Raw genomic sequence first — 26,326 nt, 5'->3', positions numbered from 1 at the left:
CCGCCGCCTAACGCAAATCCGGGGTCGAGTCAAAAAGCCGTTGGTGCTCCATCAGGGCGTAGCGGTCGGTCATCCCGGCGATGAAATTGCCAATTCGGCGCGCCCGTTCGCCGTCCGTTACGCGCTCGGTACCCTCCACCCATTCGGCCGGCAGGTCCCCCGGCGAATTCTGGTAGCGTGCGAACAGGTCGAACAGGATGCCTTCCGCCTCGCCCATCACCCGCATCACCCGGTGGTGGCGATACATGTGCTGCTTCAGGAACGCCTTGATGGCGGCCTCCTCCTCGGCGACGTCAGGCGGAAAGGCGATCAGCGACTGGTGATGGTGGCGGACGTCATAAGCCGATTGCGGTTTCGCTTCTGTCAAGCGCCTGCCCGCCTCCGACATGACCGCCACGATCATGTAGGAAATCAATTCGCGTACCAGTTCCGCGCCGCGCCTGGCGTCGTCAAGATTGGGATAGTGTCGGTCGATTTCGGCGATGATCGCTTCGGTGAGCGGCATCACCTTGAGGTCGTCGACGGCAAACAGGCCGGCGCGCAGGCCGTCGTCGATGTCGTGGGCATCATAGGCTATGTCGTCGGCAAACGCTGCGGCCTGCGCCTCCAGCGAGGCGTAGCTCCACAGCTCCAGATCGAATTTTTGATTGAAATCGGAGATGCCGACTGCAATGCCGCCGTCGCGGTAAGGCCCGGCGGGGGCCCCGTCCCGCTCGGTCAGCGGGCCGTTGTGCTTGACGATGCCCTCCAGCGACTCCCAGGTCAGGTTCAGCCCGTCGAACTCGGGATAGCGATGCTCCAACGAGGTCACGACCCGCAGCGCCTGCGCGTTGTGGTCGAAGCCGCCGTGATCCTTGAGGCATTTGTCGAGTGCCCGCTCGCCGGCATGGCCGAACGGGGGATGGCCGAGGTCATGGGCCAGCGCCAGCGTTTCGGTGAGATCCTCGTCGAGGCCGAGCTGGCGGGCCAGCGCGCGGGCGATCTGCGCCACCTCCAGCGAATGGGTCAACCGGGTGCGGTAGTGGTCCCCCTCGTGGAACACGAAAACTTGTGTCTTGTGCTTCAGCCGCCGGAACGCGGTGGAATGGATCACCCGGTCGCAATCGCGCCGGAACGGGCTGCGGGTACGGCTCGGCGGCTCCGAAAACAGCCGCCCGCGGCTCCGGTCAGGGTCGCAGCCATAAAGCGCGCGGGGGGCAGCCATTCCGACCGACACGGTTTTTTAGTCCTTATCCATTTGATTCCGCGAGATTGCGCACTTAACTATGTCTGACGCACCATACCAAATGAATTGGGTATGACGCGGCCGGAGACCATGCCATGACCACTGCCATCACCGTCAGCGAGCGGGCCGCCCGCCGCATCGGCGAAATCCTCAAGAGCGAAGGCGATGGCGCCATGCTGCGCATTTCCGTCGAGGGCGGCGGTTGCTCCGGCTTCCAGTACAAGTTCGACGTCGACCGCGCCAAGGCCGAGGACGACCTGGTGATCGCGCGCGAGGGCGCGGTGGTGCTGGTCGATCCGGCCTCGGTGCCGTTCCTCGCCGGCTCCGAAGTCGATTTCGTCGACGACCTGATCGGCGCGTCGTTCCGTGTGGTCAACCCGAATGCCACGGCATCGTGCGGCTGCGGGACCAGCTTTTCGGTTTGAGAAGAGACGCGAAGGCGTCTCATCACGTTAACCGTCATACCCCGCGAAGGCGGGGTATCTAGTACGCCGCGGCTTATCGGTTCAATCACTCCGGCCTCTGGAATACTGGATCGTCCGCCTTCGCGGACGATGACGGGAGCGGCTACGCCTCGCGCGCGTAGCGCGGCAAATCGGCTTTCAGCATTTCCAGAACGTCGTCCCTGACCGGATCACGCGTGCCGCGGGTCCAGGCGGCGGCAAGCGGCAGCTTGTTCATGTCGGAGGCGGCAAGGCGGATGAAGCGGACGCCGCGCGTCGCCATGCGCGATGTCCAGCGCGGGACGATGGCGAGGCCGAGACCAGTGGAGACCAGGTTGACGATGGTCTGCTTCTCGTCGGCGATCTGGGCGACGCGCGCCTCAAACCCCGCTTCGGCGAACAGTTTCATGGTGAGATCGTGGCTGTGCGGACGCGAGCGGCGTTCGGGTACGATCAACGGTTCGTTTTCGAGATCGGCGATGGTCACGCGCTTGCGCGACGCCAGCGGATGCCGGTCGGCGACCGCAACGACGGCGGTCTCGTGCAGCAGGAAGGCAAACTCCAGCCGCTTGTCGGGCCGCTCCGGCGGGCGCACCAAGGCAAGATCGAGCCGGCCGGACAACAGGCGCGGCAGCAGGCGGACCGTCTTGTCCTCGACCAGTTGCACGCTGACGTCGGGCCGGCGCTGCCGGAAGTCATGAAGCAGTTTTGGCAACAGCCCCGCAGCGGCACTGTCGATGGCGCCGACGCGAATGATCGCCGCGCGCTTGCGGCCGCGCGTACGGAACTTGCCGGCGAGCGCATCGGCCTGCGCCAACAAGGCACGCGCGTCCTTGAGCAGCACCGCGCCATCGTCGGTCAGCGCGACGCTCCGCGTCGTGCGCGTCATCAACCGGGTGCCGAGATCCTCTTCAAGCAACCGGATGAAACGGCCGAGCGCCGACGGCAGCATGTCGAGCCGCTGCGCTGCCCGGCCAAAATGCAGTTCCTCGGCGGCAGCCACGAAGCAACGCAAGTGATGCAGATCCATCGGCCCTCCGCCTCGCATTATATCAATTTTTTGTATAAACGCGAGGCAATTGCCTGACCTTTGCCCAAGCCGCAAGCTGCAGTCTACGAACTACGGAGATTTCGATGCGTGAATATTCAATCGCCGCCATTCCGGCCGACGGGATCGGTCCGGAAGTCATCGCCGCTGGCGTCACTGCGCTCGAAAACCTCGCGAGGCGGCTCGGCGATGTGAAATTCAACGTCGAAACATTCGATTGGGGCTCGGCCTATTACCGCAAGCACGGCGTGATGATGCCCGCCGACGGCCTCGCCACGCTGAAAAAATTCGACGCGATCTATTTCGGCGCGGTCGGCGCGCCCGACGTGCCCGATCACATCACGCTGTGGGGCCTGCGCCTGCCGATCTGCCAGGGCTTTGACCAATACGCCAATGTCCGGCCGACCCGGATCCTGCCCGGCATCACCTCGCCGCTTCGCCATGCCGAGGTGGGTGACCTCGACTGGGTGATCGTGCGCGAAAACTCCGAAGGCGAATATGCCGGCTGCGGCGGACGGGTGCATCGCGGCCTGCCGGAGGAAGTCGGCACTGAAGTGGCTGTGTTCACCCGGGTCGGGGTCCAGCGCATCATGCGCTACGCATTCAAGCTGGCGCAGTCGCGGCCTCGCAAGCTGCTCACGGTGGTGACAAAATCGAATGCGCAGCGGCATGGCATGGTGATGTGGGACGAGATCGCCGAGCAGGTCTCGAAAGAGTTTCCCGACGTCACCTGGGACAAGATGCTGGTCGATGCGATGACGGTGCGGATGACGCTGAAGCCGCAGAGCCTCGACACCATCGTCGCCACCAACCTTCACGCCGATATCCTGTCCGATCTCGCCGGCGCGCTCGCCGGCAGCCTCGGTGTGGCGCCGACGGCGAACATCGATCCGGAGCGGCGCTTTCCCTCGATGTTCGAACCGATCCATGGCTCGGCGTTCGACATCACCGGCAAGGGCATCGCCAACCCGGTCGCGAGTTTCTGGACGGCATCGCAGATGCTCGATCATCTCGGCGAGGCCGAAGCCTCGGCACGGCTGATGCGCGCCGTGGAGAAGGTCACTGGCGCCGGCATCACGACGCCCGATGTCGGCGGCACAGCGACGACCAAGGATGTCACCGCGGCTGTTGTGGAGGCGATCCATAGCTCCAACGTGTGACGGTCCGTCACTGGCGTGACGGTCCGGTCGCGAGGAAAAAAGCCCGCGAGATAAATCAGAACAAGAATTCAGGGAGGCGCAAATGCAAATGAAGAAGACAGCCGTCATCGCGCTGGCGTTCGCCATCGTCAGCTCTGCGGCCTTCGCACAGAACTATCCGAGCCGACCCATCACTTTGCTGGTGCCTTTCGCCGCCGGCGGCGCCACCGACACCGTCGCGCGGGTGACGGCGCAGTCGATGTCAAAACTGCTTGGCCAGACCATCGTCATCGAAAACGCCACGGGAGCCGGCGGCACCATCGCGGCCACGCGCGCCTCACGCGCGGATCCGGACGGCTACACCCTCCTGATCCACCATATCGGCATCTCCACCGCCGCCACGCTGTATCGCAAGCTGCCTTACGACACCAAGACGGCGTTCGCGCCGATCGGCCTCGTCACCAATGCGCCGATGACGATCATCGGGCGCCCCGATCTGCCGCCGAACACGCTCGCCGAACTCGTTACCTACATCAAGGCCAACGGCGACAAGATGACCTTTGGCAATGCGGGCTTAGGCGCCGCGTCGCACCTCTGCGGCATGCTGTTCATGACGGCGGTCGGCAAGCAGATCCTGACGGTGCCCTACAAGGGCAATGCGCCCGTCATGAACGACCTGATCGCCAAGCAGATCGACCTCTCCTGCGACCAGACCACCAACACCACGAGCCCGATAGCGTCGAAGCTGGTCAAGGCCTACGCCATCACGACGAAGACACGGCTGGCGTCGATGCCCGATCTTCCGAGCGCGGATGAGGCCGGGTTGAAGGGCTTCGAAGTCGGCGCCTGGCACGGCATCTACGCGCCGAAGGGCACGCCCGACGAGATCGTTCAAAAACTGTCCAAGACGCTGCAGGAGGCGCTGCGCGATCCCGATTTGGTGAAGCGCTTCAACGACATCAACACGGAACCTGTCCCGCAAAGTGAAGCGACGCCGGAAGCGCTGAAGGCAAAGTTGGTCAGCGAGGTCGATCGCTGGGCGCCGATTATCCGCGCCGCCAATCAATACGCGGATTGAGAAAGCGCCTGAAAAAGCTTCAGCGCTCGCCGCCGAACAGCGTGGCGTTGCGCAGCGTGAACTGCGGCGCATGAGCAAAGCCGCGCCTCACGGCACGAGAGTGGCGGAGGCGCGTCTGTGTGTAAGACCTCTTACGTACCGGGCGTTCTGACGACCAGCTTTATGTTCAAGAGGTTGACGCCCTTGAACGGGTTCGGCGCGCTTTCGATGGTGCCCGTGCCCGTAGCGTTTGCATAGGCACCCGTGCCCGAGAGGATCGTATATTCGCCGCTTGACCGGCCGTCTTTGACCGCGCCGGTGTAACGCGCCGTGATCGAGCCCTCCTCGAACGTGTAGGTGCTGTAGCCGTAGAAGGTTCCCGTGCCCTTGAGCAAGTCTGCGGAATTGACGAACTCTTTCACGCCCATGCGGCCGTCCTTGAAGACCGCGACGCCGAACAGTTTGCCGGACGCGATCGTCTGGCCTTCGATGTTTGCTGCCTCTGTTATTTTGTAGTCGATCGGCTTGGTGACGAGCTTGAATTCGAGTACCTGCTCTCCGGCTTGAGCGGTCGACGCCGCAATGGCCAGAGCCACGCCAGAAAGGAAAACGGCGAGAGAGTTGCGCATGTGCTCCTCCTTGCGTTTTGCTGGAACTGAGATGTGGAATGCTTGCCGTGCCTCGCCAGCGGCTGACGTTCCCCGGGATTGTCCAGCATGCAGGCTCGGACACAACTATGGGTCTTAGCGAGGGAAGAAAGGTTCAGCGCTTTTCGACGATGAAATCCGCCTTCACAGTAGGAACCGCCGCGCCCGTCGGCCGTCAGACCTCGGAATTTCGCTTCGACGACATCGCCGGATGCGAACCTTTTTGGCTGCAGCCTGCGAGTTTGCGGATTTAGACGTCCCTCACCGCTCGCCGCCGAACAGTGCCCGCGCATTGCCATGGGCAATCTGCGCTGCGACCTTTGGCGGTAGCTGCGCAAGCCAGGCACGGTACTCCGCGATGATCTCGCCGTAGCTTTCCCAGCGCTGATTGATCCAGGTGTCGGAGCCTAGCAGGAATCGATCAGGATAGCGCTCGAACAGGGCGCGCCATTCGTCCGTCAGTTTTCCGCCGCCGCCAACGATGCCGCTGCGATAGGACAGTTCGCCCCACAATTTTGGATATTTCGACAGCATCTCCGCGACGCGGTCGGTCGAAAGCCCAAAACCGGTATGGGCCCAGAGGATGCGGGCGCGCGGATTGTGGCGCATCAGGATTTCGACGGCCACGTCATCAGCATGGGCGTGCAGATAGAGGTCGTGCTCGACCGCGAAATCGACGGTCTTCTTCACCCAATCGGTATCGGCCGCCTTGCCCGAGATGTGGAATTCGCCGATGCCGCGGTAGTAGCCGCGTTTGAACTCGTCCTGCACGAGATCGAAGATGAAGGGGTCGCCGAACCAGGTCTGAATGTCGGCGCGCACCCGATAGGGCCGGATGAACGGCACGATCCAAAGGCCCTGCGGCTTGGCATCCATGAGCGCATGCGTGCCGGTGTTCGGACGGCTGGTCGCGAGGATGCCGGTGACGCGGTGTTTTTTAAACAGCGCCAGCACCTCGTCGACGCCAAAATGAGGCTTTGGCTCCCAATTGTAGTGCAGATGGGCGTCGAAGATTTCGATCGGCTCGTCGGCGTTGGCGCGATCGATCGTGCCCGCCATCCATGCGAGCGCGATCAGCAAGGCGATGAGTCGCGATGCCCGCACTAACGTCGTCATTCGGCGGCGACCACGTGCGGCCGCTCGCCCTCGCCCGCTTCCTGCAGTTGCGGTTCGAGCTTGCGCCGCAGGCGACGGTCAATGCGGTCGAGATAGATGTAGACGACCGGCGTGATGTAGAGCGTCAGCAGTTGCGACAGGCAGAGACCGCCGACCACGGCGATGCCGAGCGGCTGCCGCAACTCGGCGCCTGCACCTGCACCGAGCGCGATCGGCAGCGTGCCGAAGATCGCGGCGAACGTCGTCATCATAATCGGACGGAAACGCAACAGCGCCGCTTCCCGGATCGCGTGCTCGGCGCTTAAGCCCACGCGGCGACGCTCCAGGGCGAAGTCGACCATCATGATGGCGTTCTTCTTGACGATGCCGACCAGCATCACGATGCCGATCATCGCAATCACGGACATTTCCATCCCGAACATCATCAGGGTCAGGATCGCGCCGATACCGGCCGACGGTAGGCCGGAGATGATGGTGATCGGATGGATGAAGCTCTCGTAGAGAATGCCGAGGATGACGAAGGCGGCGAACACGGCGGCGAGGATCAGGACGCCCTGCCCGCGCAGCGAATCCTGGAACACCTGCGCGGTGCCGGAGAATCCGGTAGCGATCGTCGCCGGAAGATTCGAAGCCTGCTCCAGCTTGGTGATCTCGTCGACCGCGTAGCCTAGCGAATAGCCCGGCGCGAGGTTGAAGGAGATCGTCACCGCCGGCTGCTGCGCCTGGTGGTTGATCTGCAGCGGACCGACGGTCGGAACCAGTTTTGCCACCGCCGACAGCGGGATGGTCTGGTTGTTCTGGGTCTTCATGTAGAGCTTGGAGAGATCGGACGGATCGACGCGGAACTGCGGCTGCACCTCCAGGATGATTTGGTAGTCGTTCGACGGCATGTAGATGGTGCCGATTTGGCGCGAGCCATAGGCGTTGTAGAGCTGATTGCGTACCTGGTCGACGGTGACGCCGTAGACGGCCGCCTTTTCGCGGTCGATATCGACCGTCATCTGCGGGTTCTTGATGTAGAGGTCGGTGGTGACGTCGAGCAGGCCGGGCAGCTTCTCGATCTTCTCGCGCATCTCCGGCGCCAGCCGGTACAGCGAGTCGGTGTCGCCGCTCTGCATTACGTATTGATACTGGCTCTTCGAAATCCGGCCGCCGATGTTGAGGTTCTGGATCGGCTGGAAGAACGCCTGCATGCCCGGAACCTGCCGCGCATTGGCTCGCAGCCGCCCGATGATCGTGTTGAGGTTGTCGCGCTCCTTTTTCGGCTTCAGGGCGATGAACAGGCGTCCATAATTCGCCGTCGGATTGGGGCCGCCCGAGCCGACGGTGGAGTTGATGTAGTCGATCGCCGGATCAGATTTCAGCACGTCCACCAGCGCCTGCTGCCGCTCCTTCATCGCATCGAAGGAAGTATCGGTGGCGGCTTCGGTCACGCCGATCAGGAAGCCAGTGTCCTCCTGCGGGAAGAAGCCCTTCGGCACGATCATGTAGAGGTAGACGGTGCCGCCCAGCGTCGCCAGCGTCACCATCAGCATCAGGAATTTGCGGGCCAGCACCCAATCGAGCGTCCATTCATAGGCGCGCAGCCAGGATTCGAACATCCTCTCGAAGATGCGGAGCACGATGTTCGGCCGCTTGGTCGCGTCATGCGCCCGCAGCACGCGCGCGCATAGCATCGGCGTCAGTGTCAGCGAGACGAATCCGGACACGATGATCGCGACCGATACCGTCACCGCAAATTCGCGGAATACGCGGCCGACGATGCCACCCATCAGGAGCACCGGAATGAACACCGCGATCAGCGAAAAGGTGATCGAAATGATGGTAAAGCCGATCTCGCGGGCGCCCTTCAGCGCCGCCTCGAACGGCCGCATGCCGTGCTCGATGTGGCGGACGATGTTTTCCAGCATGACGATGGCGTCGTCGACCACGAAACCGACCGAGAGCGTCAGCGCCAAGAGCGTCATGTTGTTGATGGAGTAGTCGAGCGCGTACATCACCGCGCAGGTGCCGAACAGCGAAATCGGCACCGCCAGCGCCGGAATGAAGGTCGCGGACGCCGAGCGCAGGAACAGGAAGATCACCAGGATCACCAGCCCGATCGCGATCAAAAGCGTTTCCTCGACGTCGGCCACCGCCTGGCGGATCGAGACCGAGCGGTCCATCAGCACGTTGATCGAGACCGATGGCGGGATCTGCGCCCGCAGCACCGGCAGTTTGGCCAGGATGGAATCGACCACCGCCACCGTGTTGGCGTCCGGCTGCTTCTGGATGCCGAGCACAATGGAACGGTCGCCGTTCAGCCAGCTCGCGATCCGCTCGTTCTCGACGCTGTCGTAGATCCGCGCCACCTCGTCGAGCTTGACCGGGGAGCCGTTGCGCCAGGCCACCACGATCTGGCGATAGTCCATCGCCTTATCCATCTGGCCCGAGGCCTGCAGCGCCACGTCCTGCTTCGGTCCATTCAGCGTGCCGACCGGGGTCGAGGAATTGGCGGCCGAAACCGCATTGCGAATGTCCTCGAGCGACAGCCCGCGCGCAGCGGCGGCTTCCGGGTCGGCCTGGACGCGAATGGCGAATTTCTGCGCGCCGTAGACGCTGACCTGGGCGACGCCGGGTATCTGCGACAGGGTTTGGCCGATGGTGATCTCGCCGTACTCGTTGACCGCCGACAGCGGCAGCGTCGACGACCCGAGCACCACGAACAGCACCGGGAAATCGGCCGGATTCACTTTGCGGAAACTCGGCGGGATGATCATCTCACGCGGCAACCGGCGCTGCGCGATGGTCAGCGCGGTCTGCACGTCCAGCGCGGCGGCATCAATGTTGCGGTTGAGGTCGAACTGGATGGTGATGGTGCTGGTGCCCTGCGACGAGTTCGACGACATCGACGAGATGCCGGCGATCGTCGAGAGCTGGCGCTCGATGACGCCCGCAACGGAGGACGCCATGGTGTCCGCGCTCGCGCCCGGCAGGGTTGCGGTCACGGCGATGGTCGGGAAATCGACCCGCGGCAGCGCCGAGACCGGCAACAGGCGAAAGCCGAAGATCCCGAACGCGATGATCGACGCCGTGATCAGCGTCGTCATGACCGGCCGGCGGATGCAGAGTTCGGACAAGGTCATCGGCTACGCCCCGGCCTTTTTAGCCCGCGGCTCGACCCGCGTTCCGTCAGACAGCAGCAATTGCCCGTCGACCACCACGTTCTCGTCGCCGGCGAGCCCCTCCGAAATCACCGAGATGCCCTGCGAGGTGCGGTCGACCGTGACCGGCTGGACCTTGGCGACCCCGTCCTTGACCACGAAGACGAAATTGCCGCTCTGGCTGCGCTGCACGGCGACCGTCGGCACCACGATTGCGTCTTCGTTGCGGATGACGAGCTTGGTGGCGACCAGCGTGCCCGGCCACAACGTCTCATTCTCGTTGGCCATAATGCCGCGCACGGTGACCATGCCGGTGGTCGCGTCCACGGTGTTCTCGACCATCGCGATCTTGCCGGTCTCTGAACGCTTATGGCCCGGGATCATCGCAGTGACGGTGGAGATCCCTTTCGCCATCGACTCCCGCAAATCGACCAGCACGCGCTGTGGTACCGCAAATGTCACATAGACCGGCGCCATCTGGTTGATGACCGCAAGCGGGGTGGCATCGGCGGGGCGCACGAAATTGCCGGCCTTCACGTTGGCCGCGCTGATCCTGCCCGAGATAGGCGCGTGGATCATGGTATAGCTTTTCTGGACCTTCAGGTTGTCCAGTGCAGCCTGATTGGCCTTGATGGTACCGGTCAGGATATCGGACTGTGTCCTGGCGTTATCGACGTTGACCTGCGTGGTCGCGCCCTTGGCGACCAGATCGTTGAAGCGGCGAAGGTCACGCTGCGCGCCCTCGAGCTGCGCCTGGTCCCTGGCGAGTACGCCCTCGGCCTGTTCGATCTGGGCGTCGATCTGGCGGCTATCGAGCGTGAACAGCAAGTCGCCCTGGTTGACCTTGGCGCCATCCTCGAAATGCACCGCGATGATGGTGGTTTCCAGCCGCGATTTCAGCGCCACGCTGGAGATCGGCGTCACCGTCCCATTGGCGTCGACATCGACCGGGACGGATTTGCGCTCCGCCTTTGCCATTTCGACCGAAACCGTCCGCGGCCGCTGCGGGGCTTGAGCGTTGCTGCTGCCGCCCATCCATGAGGAGCGGGTAATGAAGCCGGCCGCGGTAGCAATGGCGATGGCGCCGGTAACAAGTATCAAGGTACGCTTTTTCATAATTTTCACGCTCGCCGGTCACAACGGACGGGACGGTTTACTCCTGCCCCTTGACGGCGATGTTTGCGCCTTATTCCTTAAACGGTTATCGCAGCCCGTTATTCCTTAAACGGTTATCACAGCCCGGCTGCACATGGTATGCCACTGCAGCGGAAATTGTGTAGTTACGATCCGGACAGAATTCATGCGTGTTGCAACCTGGAACGTCAATTCGATCCGGCAGCGGCTCGAGCATCTCATGACGTGGCTAAAAGACTGCTCGCCGGACGTCGTCTGTCTGCAGGAAACCAAGTGCGTTGACGGCGCGTTCCCGCGGCTGGAGCTCGAGTCGCTCGGCTATAACGTCGTCACCCACGGCCAGAAGACCTTCAACGGTGTCGCCCTGCTGTCGAAGCTGCCGTTCGACGAGACCAAATCGGGCCTGGCCGGCGACGACGAGGACGCCCATGCCAGATTCCTCGAAGGCGTGGTAACGCTGAAGACCGGCGTGATGCGGATAGCGTGCCTCTATCTGCCCAACGGAAACCCGCCGGAAACGGACAAATATCCCTATAAACTCAAATGGATGTCACGGCTTCTTGAGTACTCGAAAGAGCGGCTTAAGGCAGAAGAACCGCTGGTCCTCGCAGGCGACTTCAACGTCATTCCGGCTGCTGCCGACGTCTATAACCCCGCCGCCTGGGGCAACGACGCGCTGTTCCGGCCGCAAACCCGCGAGGCCTTCCAGTCCCTGCTTGGCCTCGGCCTGACCGATGCGCTGCGCGCGGTGACCGACGAACCGGGCCTCTACACCTTCTGGGACTACCAGGCGGGCGCCTGGCAGAAGAACTGGGGCCTTCGAATCGACCACCTCCTGCTGTCGCCGCAGGCCAGCGACCGCCTGATCGATGTCGGCGTCGACAGCTACGTCCGCGCCTGGGAGAAGCCGTCCGACCACGTGCCGGTCTGGGCGGATTTCGATCTGGAGAAGGCTTGAGCGACAGAATCGTAGGGTGGGCAAAGCGAAGCGTGCCCACCATTCCAATTCGTTGTGCGGAAAGACGGTGGGCACGGCGCTAACGCGCCTTTGCCCACCCTACGGCAGCGCGGCGTCAGTCCCGCTTGCCCTGCACCCAGTGCTCGAGCATCTGCAGGGCCGTGGCGCGGTCGTCGTCGGAGGCCTTGGCGAACGCGCGGTTGTAGCTTTCGCGGATCCAGGTCTCGTCGGGCGCGGCGTTATCGCGCGCCAGCGTCAGCCACATCAATCCGCGGGCGGCCTGCCGCGGCAGCCGGTCGCCGTTGAACAGCATCTGGCCGAGCATCGCCTGCGCCTGATGCTGGCCCTTCTGGGCAGCCAGACCAAGCCAGCGCGCGCCGTAGCGGAAATCATCCCGAGAGGCGTCCGGCGTCTTCAGGTAGAGCCGCGCCAGATCGTATTGCGCGTCGGCATTGCCGAAATAAGACGCAGCATAGGAGAACATCTCCCGCGCGCGCTCGGTGTCGGGCTTGATCTTGGAGTTCGGGATACCGTTGAGGTAGTAGCGCCCCAGCGCCACGAAGGCGTTGGCGACGATCGTCGCCTGCGGTGCCGACGGGCTGTCCTCCGCATGCGCGTTGGCGATGCGGCTGAAATATTCAAAGGCGCGCAGATCGTCCTGAACGACGCCATTACCATCGGCATACATCCGCCCCAGCTTCCACTGCGCGACGGGATGGCCACCCTCGGCGGCGTATTGCAGCGAAGTCAGCGAGGGTGCGTTAACCGCCGTCGCCGCCGCGGTAGCCGCGGGCGCAGCCTTCTTCAGCGCCTGCGCCGTGACGGCCTGCGCGGCAGCGGGCTGGTTCATCATGGGGAGCGTGGCGTCCGGCTTCACCGGTGCGCCATCAAATGCGAATCCGGGAGCAGCCACGGGTGTGGCCCCCAACATCAACGCAAGAATGATACGCCTAGATGTCCGCATAACACTGTTTCTCGTGCGCACCGCCAGGATGGGTCACAGCCCCATCCACCGCCGGCCCAACCTGTTGGGCATATTTCCACAGCGCACCCGACGTATGGTTAGTCTGTCGAGGCAGCCATTTGGTTTTACGTTCGGCGAGTTCGGCGTCGGTCAATTTTACGTTAAGGGTTCCGGCCTCGGCGTCGATCTCGATAATGTCACCATTCTGCAACAGGGCGATCGGGCCGCCCACCGCCGCCTCCGGTCCGACATGGCCGATGCAGAAGCCGCGGGTGGCGCCAGAGAACCGGCCGTCGGTGATCAGGGCGACCTTGCCGCCCATCCCCTGCCCGGTCAGCGCCGCGGTGGTCGAGAGCATCTCCCGCATGCCGGGACCGCCGCGCGGCCCCTCGTAGCGGATCACGATGACCTCGCCCTCTTTGTAGGTCTTTTTCTGAACCGACTCGAAGGCGTCTTCCTCGCGGTCGAAGCAACGGGCAGGACCAGTAAATTTCAACTTCGACATGCCCGCGACCTTCACGATCGCACCCTCCGGCGCGAGATTACCCTTCAACCCGACAACGCCTCCCGTGACGGTGATCGGGTTGTCGGCGGACCGCACCACATCCTGGTGCGGATTCCATTTCACGCTCTTGAGGTTTTCGGCGATCGTACGGCCCGTGACGGTAATGCAATCTCCGTGCAGGTGGCCATTGTCGAGCAGCGTCTTCATCAGAAGCGGAATGCCGCCAACCTCGAACATGTCTTTGGCAACATAACGGCCCCCTGGCTTCAAATCCGCGACATAAGGAGTCTTTTTGAAGATTTCGGCGACGTCGAATAAGTCAAATTTTATCCCGCATTCATGCGCGATCGCCGGCAGGTGCAGCGCGGCATTGGTCGACCCGCCGGAGGCCGCAACGACGGCGGCGGCGTTTTCCAGCGAGCGGCGGGTGACGATGTCGCGCGGGCGGATGTTGGCTGCGATCAGCTCCAGAATCTTCTCGCCGGCGGCGGCGCTAAACGCGTCGCGAATCTCGTAAGGCGCCGGCGCGCCGGCCGAATAGGGCAACGCCAGGCCAATCGCCTCTGACACGGTCGCCATGGTGTTGGCGGTGAATTGTGCGCCGCACGCCCCGGCCGAGGGGCAAGCCACCCGCTCGATTTCATCGAGATCGGCATCCGACATATCACCGACCGAGTGTCGGCCTACCGCCTCGAACATGTCCTGCACGGTGACCTGCTGGCCACGGAAATTGCCCGGCAGAATCGAGCCGCCATAGATGAAGATCGAGGGCACGTTGAGCCGGACCATCGCCATCATCATGCCCGGCAACGACTTGTCGCAGCCGGCGAGCCCGACGAGGGCGTCATAAGCATGGCCGCGGACGGTCAGTTCGACCGAGTCGGCGATGCACTCCCTGGATGGCAGCGACGAGCGCATGCCGTCATGGCCCATGGCGATGCCATCGGTCACGGTGATGGTGCAGAATTCGCGCGGGGTGCCGCCGGCAGCCGCAACGCCCTTCTTGACCGCCTGCGCCTGGCGCATCAGCGAGATATTGCAGGGTGCGGCTTCATTCCAGCAGGACGCGACGCCGACGAAGGGCTGGTGGATCTGCTGGGTGGTCAGCCCCATCGCGTAGAGGTAGGACCGATGAGGGGCACGCTCCGGCCCCTCCGTCACGTGACGGCTCGGTAACCTCTTCTTGATGTCGGTCTTGTTGATGTCGGTCTTGGCGTCCATCAGCGGAACCTGTTCTCCCAGCCATCTCCTGGTCGGTCTCGGGAGCAATTTCCCGTCGCCTTTGCCCGCTGTGGCCAATCAGCTATGAAAGAAATGGTTTCATGGAGGGGTGTGGCCAAATAGCGGCGCAAGCAAGAGGCGGGCGCGCCGGTTAACCAAATGTTCCCTTGTTGTTGCAGTCTCGCAACAATCGTGGCCCGGCGGCAACCATTATTTTGGCTTATCAAGTCTGCGGAACCCGTCGAAGGGCCTTGTCCGAGGGAACCAGGCTCCAACCGGTCACAACCTGAGGGCGACGACGAATAGAAGTCCAACGCGAGAATAGCCGACGCGTCCAGACCGCCTCCGGCCTCGCCGCGAATCGGACAAGGCAGCTTGCGCGATATCCACGGCGCCTATCGCCGGTTGCGCTATTGCGCACGCCGAAAATTGCAATCCTGTGCCATGCCTGGCGTTCGAAAGGGATCGCGTCATTTTTGTGCGGCCGGCACTCTTTGCGCCAGTTTTCGTCACGCAATGATGCGGCCCGCGACATGCGCATCGTCGGCGCTTGTCGTTCATATGCGAGAGAGAACAACGCGGTACGCAACTTGTCGCAGATGTTTTGATCGCTGGCTGGAATTGAGGCGTGTGCCAAAGGATCGGCGCACGAGCGCCTTTCGCGTCACCATATTGCCCTTGCGCAGCGCAAATCCGCCGCGCACACGTCCAGCCACGGGCCCGTTTTGCTGTTTCTTCTTCGATGCGGGTGAGGGATCCTGCCTCACGTCCTTCCCGCGCGCATCACGCGAGGCTTTCCCAAAGTCCGTGGTCGTTTCTAGTCCGTGAGGCCTCTGAGTAAGAGGTTCGACTAATGGCACGCTTCAATCTGAACAGGTTCTTCGACGACGGCCGTCTCGATGATTTTTTAGCCCGGTTTACGGGCGGCAGCGCCGACCATGATCATCTGAACGGCACGACGGGCAACAACGTCTTGTACTCCGGTGCCAAGGCGGACTCGGTCGCCGGCATGGCCGGTAACGACACGCTCAACGCCGGCTCCGGCGACGACAAGGTGTGGGGCGGCTCGGGCAACGACAATCTCTCGGGCGGCTCCGGCGCCGACCTTCTCGTCGGCGGCTTCGGTGCCGACCGGATGAATGGCGGGACCGGCAACGACACGTTGCTCAGCCGGTCGGACGCCGGTGAGATGGTCGCGGCCCAGGACGGCACGACCCAGATCTTCGCGGAAGAAACCGCGGCGTTCAAGGCAGTCAACGACACCCTCACCGGCGGCGCCGGCGGCGACACCTTCCGCTTCGAAGGCATGGTGAACGCCAAGGACGAGATCGTCGCCAAGCATGTCAACGACGACGGCACCATCGACTGGGTCGGCGTCACCGGCGAGAACGGCGCCACGCATGATCACTGGGTCGACGGCTTCGGCAATGACGTGATCCGGGACTTCAACCGCGCCCAGGGCGACAAAATCGAAATCTCGGCGCACACCGCCGAGGTCAAGTCGATCGAGCACAAGGACAGCAACGGCGACGGCAGGAACGACTACAGCGTGATCACCGTCATCAGCCAGCAGGGCAATGCCGGCGCGCATGACGAGGATCTGCTCGGCACCATCACCGTCTACGGCAACCTGGTGAAGCAGAGCGATATCGCCGTTACCCAAACCGTGTATGGCGCCTACGAGAAGGTTGGCGAACTCGGCGGCGCGCACTTCGATATCGAAGACGATGGCGTGCTGGCCGGTGGCGGCACCGACGGCGGCCACCACAATGAAATGACGGCGATGGCAAACGTGGCTACCTACGCCTAAGCAGCGATCAAGGACAAGGACCACCGCCTCCTCCCGGCCCTTGTTCTGCAGCGTCCGGCGCCGATTAAATCGGAGCCGGGCGCTGGACTGCGTCGGCGTCACAGCAAGCAGCCCGCATGAGCGCAGCGATATGCGGAACGAAGAGCGAGCCTGGAGTGCGATTGCGAATGCATGAGCCTGACGGGCCGAAAATCGATCGCGGAATGCTGGGTACCAAAGCTTGAGACCAAGTTGATTACAGCCCTCACCCTCGAAGATATGAGGCTGAGGGGCGATGGCGTTCAGGTCGATCACCTGAGTTATGAGGGCAAACCCGGATCGCATCTGGCAACTGCGTAGTCGCTAGCGGTGCCTAACACCATCCAGCGTGCCAAGATCAACGCCATATGATCCGGTCAGCGACTTCCCGGTGGTCGTCCCTGAGAGATCCTCGGCGGCCGACGGGGTCTGATCTCACACCGTCGATCCCGGTATTCCGCTCGGTCCGGGATTACTGGGAACATGCGCGATGTTCTCCCATGCAAGGGCGGCAATCATCAGAATGATTACTGCAGCGATAACGGCGAACGTTCGAAAGCTGATCAAGCCGAGAGCTTGATTGTCCCTCATACCCGGGCTCCGGGCATCGGTTCCATTGTGAGTCTGTGACAAGGCACTACATATGTGCTGCGGCGATGATGCGGTACCGGTGCGGCTGCTCGGCCGGGAAGAAGGCTAAATCGTGTTATACCTAGACCTCGGGATCGTCGCGATCCTGATTGTTCTCAACGGCCTACTCGCAATGTCGGAGTTGGCCATTGTATCGTCGCGTCCGTCGAGGCTGGCCGGCCTCGTCCAGAAGCGTGTCAAAGGGGCCCGCCGCGCCCTTGCGCTGGCGTCTGATCCCGGCAAATTTCTGTCGACGGTTCAAATCGGCATTACGCTGATTGGCGTGTTGTCCGGCGCTTTCTCAGGCGCGACGTTAGGGTTGCGTCTTGGATACTGGCTGATGGAGGCCGGCCTGTCGCCCGGCATCGCAGAGCCGGTCGGCGTTGGCGTTGTCGTGGCCGTCATCACCTATGCGTCACTGATTGTCGGCGAGCTTGTTCCGAAGCAGATTGCGCTTCGCGATCCCGAGGCTGTGGCAGCCAAGGTTGCGCCTGCGATGATGTTGCTGGCCAAGGTTTCGCATCCGCTGGTGTGGCTCCTTAATCGGTCCGGCAAGAGCCTGCTTTGGCTGCTGGGTCATCGAGAACAAGCAGACGACAGAGTCAGCGAGGATGAAATTCGAACGCTTGTCGCCGAGGCAGAAAATGCCGGAGTGCTAGAACCGGGCGAGAAGGAATGGATCGCCGGGGTGATGCGGCTCGGCGATCTGGCCGTAGGGGCGGTAATGACCCCACGTCACGAAGTAGACTCTATCAACTTGGAAGATAGTAACGACCAAATTTTCGCTGACCTCTTGGAGAGCGAACACTCCCATCTCGTCGTCTTTGATGGCAATCACGAAGGCGCGGTAGGCATCGTGAGTGCAAAAGATTTGCTTGACGTGTACCTGGCGGGCAATATCCCCAAAGTCCGAGATCTGGTTCGCGAAGCACCCATAATGCCGGAAGCGCTCGATGCTCGAGATGTGGTTACGCTCTTGCGCGGTGCACCTGTTCACGTGGGACTGGTGCATGACGAATATGGCGTTTTCCAAGGTGTCGTGACCAGCGCTGACATCCTCGAAGCGATTGTCGGCTCCTTCAATACCAAAGACGGGCCGGCCGAGCCTGCTGCCGTAAGGCGTGACGACGGATCGTATTTAATCTCCGGTTGGATGTCGGCGGTTGAGGCTGCACATTTGCTCGGGATTACCCTTCCTGCATCGCGGCCCTATCAGACGTTTGCCGGCTTTCTGCTTCAGGAGTTTGGCAAGATTCCCAACGTGGGTGATAGAATTGAAGATGAGGGATGGCGATTTGAGGTCGCCGATCTGGACGGCAGGCGGATTGACAAGGTGTTGGCCAGTCGACTTGAACCGGCATAAATGTCGACTCAAGGAGAAGGAACAGGACGCAAAGTGTCCGATCACCAACCTCGATGCGTCTCCCTACCGAGTTAACGAGTACATATCCTAATCCACCTCGACGTTGGCGGCCTTGATCATCGGCCACCATTTTGCGATCTCGGCCTTTTGCCAGGCGCCGAGTGCTTCCGGCATGAGCTTGTCCTTGGGCGGCACCTGCAGGCCGAGATTTTCAAGCTGTTTGCGTACAGCAGGATCGTTCAGTCTCTTGATGCAAGAATCTTGCTAATCCGCCGACCGTCCATATCAACGATCCGGAATCGCCATCCCTCCCAAGCGAACTGGTCGCCAATGGCGGGTATTCTGCCGAGTAAAGCAATCGCAAATCCTGCAAGCGTGTGAAAGTCGCCTTCCGGCCTGCGACCGATATTGAGGCGAATCAGAACTTCGTCCGCTGCCACTTTGCCATCTAAGATGAATGTGCCGTCCTGTTGCTCCACCACCTCAGAGTCCTCACCGACATCGGGCAGATCGCCCGCAATTGCCTCAAGGAGGTCGGTCCGCGTCACGATGCCCTGAAGCGTTCCATATTCGTCGACGATCACGCCGACGCGAGCGGGCTGCGCCTTGAACCTCTCGATAGCGTGAAGCACGGGAGTCGATTCGGGGAGAACCAAAGGCTGCTGAATTGCGGCTAGGGGATCGAGTGGTTCGCCATCGAGAGCCTGATCAAGCAGATCTTGCTTGCGTATGACGCCGACGATCTCATCAAGGCTACCACGGCTCACGACGACGTGCTCGTGCCGGCACTCTCGCACGGCGCGCAGGACTTCGTCCCGGCTGTCGTTAGCATCAGTCCAATCGATATCCGTCCGCGGGGTCATGATGTCGCTCACCTCGCGACTGGTGATGTTGATGATCCGCTCGACGACATTGCGCTGCGCGCGCGCGAGCAAGCCTGCTTCCTCGGTTTCGGCTACCAGGAGCTTTATTTCCGCAGGGGAGTGGATTGTTTCCTGTTCGCTCGCCGGCCTCAATCCGGCCAAGCGGAGAACGCTGTTGCCCAGCCCGTTCAAGCACACGATGGCTGGCTTGAACAGGAATCCGAACAGCACGAGCGGTCGCACGATCAGGAGCGCGGTTATCTCTGTCCGCTGCAGCGCGAGGCTCTTGGGCGCAAGTTCGCCAAGCACGATGTGAAGCATCGTAAGGATGACGAATGCAATCGCGATGGCAATCGCGTGAGCGCCGAACGTCGAGCCGGATCCAAGAGGCCCAACCAATAGTGGCTCGATCAGGTGCGCCAGGGCCGGCTCGCCGATCCAGCCCAGCGCCAGCGACGAAATCGTGATGCCAAGCTGGCACGCCGCAAGATTGTAGTCGAGCCGAGCAATGGCCCGTTGCAGCGCCCGAGCATTCATGCGGCCGCCGGCGACCAACTGGCCTACCCGGCTTCGGCGTATCGCAACGAGGGAAAATTCGGACGCAACGAAGAAGCCATTAGCAACGACGAGTACGATGATCGAGAGGATTCCAAGTATGTTGACCAAGCTGCCATCGTCCGTGGGCATAGTCACCTCCCGTGGGCGTCGACCGTTCCCGTCCGTTCGACGCGGACCCTCTCTATGTGATGTGCCGACCCTCGCAAGACTCGCGCAAGTATTGATGCCGCGAGGCAGGTTTCGCTGCTCGTCGATTTCAGGGAATGTGTGCTTGGAGGTTCGTCGCTCATGGCCGGCACCGACAAAAATAGCCCGCTACCGGCGATTAATGATGCGGCATTTGGACACTCGCGACGAAGCATCGTAGTGCCCAGCCGGGAACTCCGAAGAAACCGCGGGCCAGCGCGGCGCAAGCCGACGACGTCTCGATCAACGAGCGCCTGTAATCGGGCACAGCGAGAGCGACAACGGCAAGCTCGGTCAAAACATGCCATTGATCAGGATCAAAACGATGACGGTGCTCAGCCGAAATGGATCCGATCAGTATAGAGGACGGCCCTGCCGCTGCACTCCGAAGAAATCGGACAAATCAGCACACTTACCAACGCATTTTCGCACTATTTCTTTCCGGGCGCGACCGGCGGAAGGTCAGCATCGCTGGTCACCTCTTTAGTCCCGCCCAATTCACCGCCGGTGAGAATGAATGCCGCAGCAGCCAATGCGATGACTCCGCCGAGGATGAGTCCGATTGTGCCCTTGGACCGGTTGTCGTTTTCAGCCATCGTACGCTCCGTATAAGAGCGTTAAACGTCCGCACTCCCCGTAGGTTCCCTGCCCGGAGCTAATCCACCTTGACGTTGGCGGCCTTGATCATCGGCCACCATTTTGCGATCTCGGCCTTTTGCCAGGCGCCGAGCGCTTCGGGCGTGAGCTTGTCCTTGGGCGGCATTTGCAGGCCGAGGTTTTCAAGCTGCTTGCGCACCGCCGGGTCGTTCAGCGCCTCCACCGCCGCCGCATTCAGCTTTGCGATCACGTCCTTCGGCGTGCCCTTTGGAACCCAGAGGCCGGACCACAGCGTCATGTGAAATCCAGGCAGCCCCGCCTCATCCACGGTCGGGATGTCGGACGCGGATTCCACGCGCTTGCTATCGGTAATGGCATAGGCGCGGATGTTGCCGGCACGAACCTGCCCGATCGAGTTCGAGGTCTGGTCGACGATCATGTCGATCTGGCCGGCAACGAGATCGTTCATCGCGGGGCCGGTGCCGCGATAGGGCACATATTGCAGCTTGATGCCGGTGACGTTCTCGAAATAGACCCCGGCGATATGGCTGCCGGAGCCAGCGCCTGCCGTGCCCGCGGTCGCCGGCGTCGGCTGCGTCTTCAGCCACGCCACAAATTCCTTCAGTGAGGTTGCGGGCACCGCCTTCTTGCTGACGATGATCATCGGATTGCTCGGCAGCAGCGCGACCGGTTCAAGGTCGGTTGTGAGGTCGTAGCCGAGCTTGTAGATCGCGCCATTGGCGACGTGGGTGCCGAGATGGCCGAAGCTGATCGTGTAGCCGTCAGGCGGCGAACGCACCGCCCGGCCGACGCCGACCGTACCGGCCGCTCCCGTCACGTTCTCGACCAGCACCTGCTCGCCGAGCGTAACCTTCATGCGCTCGGCGAGAATCCGCGCCATCGCATCCGACGGACCGCCGGCGGAGAACGGCACGATGATGGTGAGGGGACGCGAGGGAAAGCTCTGCGCTGCGGCGGGACTGACGAGAGCGAGCGTTGCAAGTACCGCAAGAACCAACCTTCGCATAACTACCTCCCTATTGCCCACTCCGTCATTGCGAGGAGCGAAGCGATGAAGCAATCCATACTTCCGTCGGAGCGAGATGGATTCGCTGCGCTCGCAATGACGGCCGCTACAGCTTGGCGTAGTCGATCGGCTGGTGGCGATCGAGCGTGCGCGTGACCGGCGGCAGCGGATATTTAAGCCCTGTCGCGCAATTGAACAGCATGACGCGATCGTTCTTCGTCACGCGGCCGTCGGCAAGGCTTTGCTGATAGGCAGCATACGTCGCCGCCCCTTCCGGACACAACAGCAGGCCCTCCTCGCGCGCCACTTCGTTGAGCGCAGCGGAAATCTTCTCGTCCGGGACCGCGATCGCAAATCCCTTGCTCTCGCGGACCGCGCGCAGGATCAGAAAATCTCCGACCGCCTGCGGCACGCGGATGCCGGAGGCAATGGTATGGGCATCCTCCCACCGCGGAGCATGCTCGGTGCCGTTCTCGAAGGCGCGCACCATCGGCGCGCAGCCGGACGCCTGTACCGCCACCATCCGTGGCCGCTTCGCGCCGATGAAGCCGATGGCTTCCAGTTCGGCGAACGCCTTCCACATCCCGATCAGGCCGGTGCCGCCACCGGTCGGATAGAAGATCACGTCGGGCATCTCCCAGCCGAGCTGTTCGGCGAGCTCGAGGCCCATCGTCTTCTTGCCTTCGATCCGGTAAGGCTCCTTCAGCGTCGAGGTATCGAACCAGCCGGCTTTTGCCTTCCCCTCGCCGACGATCTTGCCGCAATCGTCGATCAGACCGTTGACGCGATAGACGGTGGCGCCCTGCAGCTCGATCTCGCTGACGTTCACCTCCGGCGTGTCGGCCGGGCAGAAGATCGTGGTCTTGATGCCGCAGGAGGTCGCGTAGGCCGCGAGCGCCGCGCCCGCATTGCCGTTGGTCGGCATCGCCATGTGCTTGATGCCGAGCGCCTTGCCCATCGACACCGCCATGACCAGGCCTCTAGCCTTGAACGAGCCGGTCGGCAAACGGCCCTCGTCCTTCACGATGATCTCGCCACCGCCGAGTTTTTTCGCAAGCTTCGGCAGCCGGATCAGCGGCGTCGTCACTTCGCCGAGGCTGACGATGTCCGTGACCTTACGCACCGGCAGCAACTCGCGATAGCGCCACATGTCGGCTGGGCGCTGCGCGAGGGCTTCCTTGGTCAGCGCCTTCTTCACGCCAGCGAGGTCGTAGCGCACCAGTAGCGGCTTGCCGGCCTTGGAGAGGTTGTGGATCTGGTCGGCCTCGTACCGATCGCCTTCCATCGCGCATTCGAGATGGGTCACAAACGTCGGGCGTTCAATGGTCAGATTGTCGTTGTCTTTCACGCTTCGTTTCTTTCTTATTGAGCGATCTCGTTGTCCGTCATTGCGAGGAGCTCTTGCGACGAAGCAATCCATAGCGCCGCAAGCGGATAGATGGATTGCTTCGCTTCGCTCGCAATGACGGCGGCATCAGATATTCAGTACGCGGCCGTAGGCATCCAGCACGGCCTCCTTCATCATCTCGGACAGCGTCGGATGCGGGAATATGGTGTGCATCAATTCCTCTTCCGTGGTCTCCAGATTCATGGCGACCACGTAACCCTGGATCAACTCGGTCACCTCCGCGCCGATCATATGGGCGCCGAGCAGTTGCCCCGTCTTCTTGTCGAAGATCACCTTGACGAGGCCCTGGTCCTCGCCGAGCGCGATCGCCTTGCCGTTGCCGACGAAGGGGAAGCGGCCGACGCGGATCTCGCGGCCGTTTTCTTTGGCCTTGGCCTCGGTCAGACCGACGGAGGCAATCTGCGGGTGGCAATAGGTGCAGCCGGGAATGAGGTTCTTGTCCATCGCGTGCGGGTGCAGGCCCTTGATGGCCTCGATGCAGACCACGCCTTCGTGCTCGGCCTTGTGGGCGAGCATCGGGGGACCTGCGACGTCGCCGATGGCGTAGATGCCGGGGACATTGGTCTTGCCGTAGCCGTCGATCACGACGACACCGCGGTCGGTCTTGACGCCGAGTTTTTCGAGGCCGAGACCTTCGACATTGCCGACCACGCCGACCGCCGAGATCACCCGCTCGAACTCGACGGTCTGCGGCTTCTTGCCGTCGTCGATGGTGGCGACCACGCTGTCGGCCTTCTTCTCGAGCTTCGTGACTTTGGTGTTTGAGAGAATCTTGATGCCCTGCTTCTCGAACCGTTTTCGCGCGAGGCCAGCGATTTCCGCGTCCTCGACCGGGAGGATCTGCGGCAGCACCTCTACCACGGTGACGTCGGCGCCCATGGTGTGGAAGAAGGAAGCGAACTCGATGCCGATCGCGCCGGAACCGACCACCAGCAGCGATTTCGGCATGCGCTCCGGCACCATCGCCTCGAAATAGGTCCAGACCAGTTTCTTGTCGGGCTCGAGCCCCGGCAGCACGCGCGGCCGCGCGCCGGTGGCGAGGATGATGTGCTTGGCCTGATAGGCCCCCTCGCCCAGCGCGCCCTTCGGCGCTTCGACGGCGGATTTCTTCACTGTGACCTTACCCGGGGCGTCGATCGAGGCGTCACCCCAGATCACCGTCACCTTGTTCTTCTTCATCAGGAAGCCGACGCCGTCGTTCAGCCGCTTCGAGACGCCGCGCGAGCGTTGCACCACCGCCTTCGGATCGAACGATATTTTCTCCGCGGAAAGGCCGTAATCCTTGGCGTGCTGCATGTAGTGAAAGATCTCGGCCGAGCGTAACAGCGCCTTGGTCGGGATGCAGCCCCAGTTCAGGCAGATGCCGCCGAGATAGGATTTTTCGATGATCGCGGTCTTGAATCCGAGCTGGGCCGAGCGGATCGCGGTGACGTAGCCGCCGGGGCCGGAGCCGATGATGATGACGTCGAAGGAATTGTCGGCCATGGCTATGTGCTCGTTATCGTCGTGCGACCATCACAGTTCTCCGTCATTGCGAGGAGCCCTTGCGACGAAGCAATCCACCTTGTCGCCGATGAGATGGATTGCTTCGCTGCGCTCGCAATGACGGTACGGCTACCCTCGCCTCACACCATCATCATGACGGGGTTCTCGATCAACTGCTTGAAGGCGCCGATCAGCTCGGCGCCGAGCGCGCCGTCGATCGCCCGGTGATCACAGGACAGCGTCACGCTCATCATCTGCGCGATCTCGATCTTGCCGGCGCGCACCACGGGACGCTCCTCGCTGGTACCGACCGCAAGGATCGTCGCGTGCGGCGGATTGATCACGGCAGTGAAGTGGTTGATGCCGTACATGCCGAGGTTGGATACCGCCGTGGTGCCGCCCTGGTATTCTTCCGGCTTCAGCTTGCGCGCCCGCGCGCGCGTGGCAAAGTCTTTCATTTCGGACGAAATCGTGGAGAGTGTCTTGGTCTCGGCTTTGCGGATGATCGGCGTGATCAGGCCGCCGGGCATGGCCACGGCCACGCCGATGTCGGAATGCTTGTGCTTGAGCATGCCGCCTTCGGTCCAGCTCACGTTGCAGTTCGGAATCTTCTGCAGCGCGACCGCCATCGCCTTGATGACGAAGTCGTTGACCGAGAGCTTGTAGAGCGGCTTCTTCTCCTTGTCCTTGGGAGCTGCGGCGTTGATTTCCTCGCGCGCGACCAGCAGCTTGCCGATGTCGCAGTCCATCGTCAGGTAGAACACCGGCACGGTCTGCACCGAGGCGGTGAGCCGTTGCGCGATGGTGCGGCGCATGCCGTCATGCGGCACGATCTCGTAGGAGCCCTCCTCGAACAGCGCCAAAATCTGCTTGTCGGACATCGACGGCGCGATGCTCGGGCCCGCCGCGGGTGCTGCGGCCGGGGCTTTCAGGCCCTTGCCGGATTTCGCATCCTCGACGTCGCGCGCAACAACACGGCCATGCGGGCCCGAGCCGTTGATGCGCGAAAGATCAATACCCGCATCCTTGGCCAGACGGCGCGCGAGCGGCGACGAGAAGATGCGGGCCTGGCCGTTACCCTTGGCAGCCGCCGCCTGAGGCGCGGGAGCTGGCGCCGGTGCCGCGGCAGCAGGCTTCGGCGCTTCCTTGGACGCTTCTTTGGGTGCCTCCTTGGGCGCTTCAGCAGGCTTCGGCGCGGGCGCGGCGCCTGCCGTCTTCACATCCTCGTCGTCGCCGGCCAACACCGCGATCACGTCGTTGACGGGGACGTCCTGCGTACCCTCCGGCACCAGAATCCTGGCAATCGTGCCCTCGTCGACCGCCTCGACTTCCATCGTCGCCTTGTCGGTCTCGATCTCGGCGATCACGTCGCCGGACTTGACCTTGTCGCCCTCTTTCTTGAGCCACTTGGCAAGGTTGCCCTTTTCCATCGTGGGCGACAGTGCGGGCATCAAAATGTTGATCGGCATCGTCAGTGACCCTGTTGCGACCGGGGCGTGGTAGAGCCCATGTCGGTCGGCCGGTTGATTTCGGCTTCGAACATCTCGACGATGCGCGCGAGCGCCTCGTCCTCGGTGTAGCCGCTCTCGCGCGCATAGGCGCGGGCGGCGTGGCGGGCGATATCGACCAGCAAGAGGCCCCACATGTCAGGCTCCTCGAAGGCGCGCTGGAACGCGATCGAGAGCCCACCATCGACGACGAAGGCGCGCAGGACTTCAACGGCGTCCTCGCGGCCGATCACGTCCGGCGGCAGCGGTTGTTCGTTAGGACCGGCCATGGGC

At 62.5% G+C, this 26,326-nt stretch carries 21 protein-coding genes and 1 pseudogene; 6 read left to right on the top strand and 16 right to left on the bottom strand.

Annotated elements, in window-relative coordinates; all coding sequences use genetic code 11:
• Positions 1 to 7: 7 nt before the first annotated feature.
• The gene (locus V1292_RS24565; RefSeq protein ID WP_334375212.1) at positions 8 to 1,216 is read right to left on the bottom strand and encodes a deoxyguanosinetriphosphate triphosphohydrolase; all 1,209 of its coding nucleotides are present in this window, start codon (positions 1,214 to 1,216) and stop codon (positions 8 to 10) included.
• Between the two features lie 104 nt (positions 1,217 to 1,320).
• Here V1292_RS24565 and erpA point away from each other — a divergent pair, with 104 nt between their 5' ends.
• Positions 1,321 to 1,650: an iron-sulfur cluster insertion protein ErpA gene (gene erpA / locus V1292_RS24560; protein ID WP_057843108.1), complete on the top strand. Its 330-nt coding sequence runs from the start codon at positions 1,321 to 1,323 to the stop codon at positions 1,648 to 1,650.
• Between the two features lie 142 nt (positions 1,651 to 1,792).
• Here erpA and V1292_RS24555 read toward each other — a convergent pair whose 3' ends face one another.
• Entirely contained in the window at positions 1,793 to 2,698 is a 906-nt protein-coding gene (locus tag V1292_RS24555) for a LysR family transcriptional regulator (RefSeq protein ID WP_334375210.1), read from the bottom strand.
• Between the two features lie 104 nt (positions 2,699 to 2,802).
• On the opposite strand from V1292_RS24555, the gene V1292_RS24550 reads away from it, so the two are divergent.
• Both V1292_RS24550 and V1292_RS24545 read left to right on the top strand, forming a co-directional pair.
• Entirely contained in the window at positions 2,803 to 3,876 is a 1,074-nt protein-coding gene (locus V1292_RS24550; RefSeq protein WP_334375209.1) for a tartrate dehydrogenase, read from the top strand.
• An 88-nt stretch (positions 3,877 to 3,964) separates the two neighbouring features.
• Positions 3,965 to 4,933: a tripartite tricarboxylate transporter substrate binding protein BugD gene (locus V1292_RS24545; protein ID WP_334375208.1), complete on the top strand. Its 969-nt coding sequence runs from the start codon at positions 3,965 to 3,967 to the stop codon at positions 4,931 to 4,933.
• Between the two features lie 131 nt (positions 4,934 to 5,064).
• On the opposite strand, the gene V1292_RS24540 is transcribed toward V1292_RS24545, so the two are convergent.
• The 4 genes from V1292_RS24540 to V1292_RS24525 all read right to left on the bottom strand — a co-directional run bounded on the left by V1292_RS24540 (position 5,065) and on the right by V1292_RS24525 (position 10,934).
• Positions 5,065 to 5,541 carry a hypothetical protein gene (locus V1292_RS24540; protein ID WP_334375207.1) on the bottom strand — a complete coding sequence of 159 codons (477 nt, stop codon included), beginning with the start codon at positions 5,539 to 5,541 and terminating at the stop codon, positions 5,065 to 5,067.
• Between the two features lie 279 nt (positions 5,542 to 5,820).
• The gene (locus V1292_RS24535) at positions 5,821 to 6,675 is read right to left on the bottom strand and encodes an amidohydrolase family protein (protein ID WP_334375206.1); all 855 of its coding nucleotides are present in this window, start codon (positions 6,673 to 6,675) and stop codon (positions 5,821 to 5,823) included.
• Positions 6,672 to 9,800, bottom strand: coding sequence for an efflux RND transporter permease subunit (locus tag V1292_RS24530; RefSeq protein WP_334375205.1), 3,129 nt, complete (start codon positions 9,798 to 9,800; stop codon positions 6,672 to 6,674). Before V1292_RS24530 ends, V1292_RS24535 begins: the two co-directional genes overlap by 4 nt.
• A gap of 3 nt (positions 9,801 to 9,803) precedes the next feature.
• Positions 9,804 to 10,934, bottom strand: coding sequence for an efflux RND transporter periplasmic adaptor subunit (locus V1292_RS24525; protein WP_334375204.1), 1,131 nt, complete (start codon positions 10,932 to 10,934; stop codon positions 9,804 to 9,806).
• A gap of 184 nt (positions 10,935 to 11,118) precedes the next feature.
• On the opposite strand from V1292_RS24525, the gene xth reads away from it, so the two are divergent.
• Entirely contained in the window at positions 11,119 to 11,910 is a 792-nt protein-coding gene (xth, locus tag V1292_RS24520) for an exodeoxyribonuclease III (protein WP_334375203.1), read from the top strand.
• Between the two features lie 115 nt (positions 11,911 to 12,025).
• On the opposite strand, the gene V1292_RS24515 is transcribed toward xth, so the two are convergent.
• Together V1292_RS24515 and ilvD are read right to left on the bottom strand one after the other, a co-directional pair.
• Positions 12,026 to 12,874, bottom strand: coding sequence for a tetratricopeptide repeat protein (locus tag V1292_RS24515; RefSeq protein WP_334375202.1), 849 nt, complete (start codon positions 12,872 to 12,874; stop codon positions 12,026 to 12,028).
• Positions 12,861 to 14,600, bottom strand: coding sequence for a dihydroxy-acid dehydratase (ilvD, locus tag V1292_RS24510; RefSeq protein ID WP_334375201.1), 1,740 nt, complete (start codon positions 14,598 to 14,600; stop codon positions 12,861 to 12,863). Before ilvD ends, V1292_RS24515 begins: the two co-directional genes overlap by 14 nt.
• A gap of 853 nt (positions 14,601 to 15,453) precedes the next feature.
• Between ilvD and V1292_RS24505 the strand changes: the two genes are divergently transcribed.
• On the top strand, positions 15,454 to 16,410 hold the full coding sequence (locus V1292_RS24505; RefSeq protein WP_334375200.1) for a calcium-binding protein: 957 nt from the start codon (positions 15,454 to 15,456) through the stop codon (positions 16,408 to 16,410).
• Positions 16,411 to 17,131: 721 nt separating this feature from the next.
• The gene (locus V1292_RS24500; RefSeq protein ID WP_334375198.1) at positions 17,132 to 18,421 is read left to right on the top strand and encodes a hemolysin family protein; all 1,290 of its coding nucleotides are present in this window, start codon (positions 17,132 to 17,134) and stop codon (positions 18,419 to 18,421) included.
• An 87-nt stretch (positions 18,422 to 18,508) separates the two neighbouring features.
• On the opposite strand, the pseudogene V1292_RS24495 reads toward V1292_RS24500, so the two are convergent.
• The 8 genes and pseudogenes from V1292_RS24495 to V1292_RS24460 form a co-directional block, all read right to left on the bottom strand.
• Positions 18,509 to 18,667 (bottom strand): annotated as a pseudogene (locus V1292_RS24495) (tripartite tricarboxylate transporter substrate binding protein BugD); the annotation flags it as partial.
• Complete coding sequence (locus V1292_RS24490) at positions 18,661 to 19,971, bottom strand: hemolysin family protein (RefSeq protein WP_334375196.1); 1,311 nt, start codon at positions 19,969 to 19,971, stop codon at positions 18,661 to 18,663. The gene V1292_RS24490 and the pseudogene V1292_RS24495, both read right to left, overlap by 7 nt.
• Positions 19,972 to 20,459: 488 nt before the next feature.
• Entirely contained in the window at positions 20,460 to 20,624 is a 165-nt protein-coding gene (locus V1292_RS24485; protein WP_334375195.1) for a hypothetical protein, read from the bottom strand.
• Between the two features lie 59 nt (positions 20,625 to 20,683).
• Complete coding sequence (locus V1292_RS24480) at positions 20,684 to 21,652, bottom strand: tripartite tricarboxylate transporter substrate binding protein BugD (RefSeq protein ID WP_334375194.1); 969 nt, start codon at positions 21,650 to 21,652, stop codon at positions 20,684 to 20,686.
• 106 nt (positions 21,653 to 21,758) lie between these two features.
• Entirely contained in the window at positions 21,759 to 23,000 is a 1,242-nt protein-coding gene (locus tag V1292_RS24475) for a threonine synthase (protein ID WP_065747242.1), read from the bottom strand.
• A gap of 126 nt (positions 23,001 to 23,126) precedes the next feature.
• The gene (gene lpdA / locus V1292_RS24470) at positions 23,127 to 24,545 is read right to left on the bottom strand and encodes a dihydrolipoyl dehydrogenase (RefSeq protein ID WP_334375193.1); all 1,419 of its coding nucleotides are present in this window, start codon (positions 24,543 to 24,545) and stop codon (positions 23,127 to 23,129) included.
• 140 nt (positions 24,546 to 24,685) lie between these two features.
• On the bottom strand, positions 24,686 to 26,014 hold the full coding sequence (locus V1292_RS24465) for a pyruvate dehydrogenase complex dihydrolipoamide acetyltransferase (protein ID WP_334375192.1): 1,329 nt from the start codon (positions 26,012 to 26,014) through the stop codon (positions 24,686 to 24,688).
• A 2-nt stretch (positions 26,015 to 26,016) separates the two neighbouring features.
• Positions 26,017 to 26,322, bottom strand: a complete 306-nt coding sequence (locus tag V1292_RS24460) for a DUF5076 domain-containing protein (RefSeq protein WP_028345892.1) — start codon at positions 26,320 to 26,322, stop codon at positions 26,017 to 26,019.
• Between the last annotated feature and the right edge of the window lie 4 nt (positions 26,323 to 26,326).

It is taken from the genome of Bradyrhizobium sp. AZCC 1719 (assembly GCF_036924525.1).
Taxonomy (GTDB): domain Bacteria; phylum Pseudomonadota; class Alphaproteobacteria; order Rhizobiales; family Xanthobacteraceae; genus Bradyrhizobium.
The sequence above is the reverse complement of the archived record's forward strand: the minus strand, read 5'-3'. Positions and strand labels throughout refer to the sequence as shown.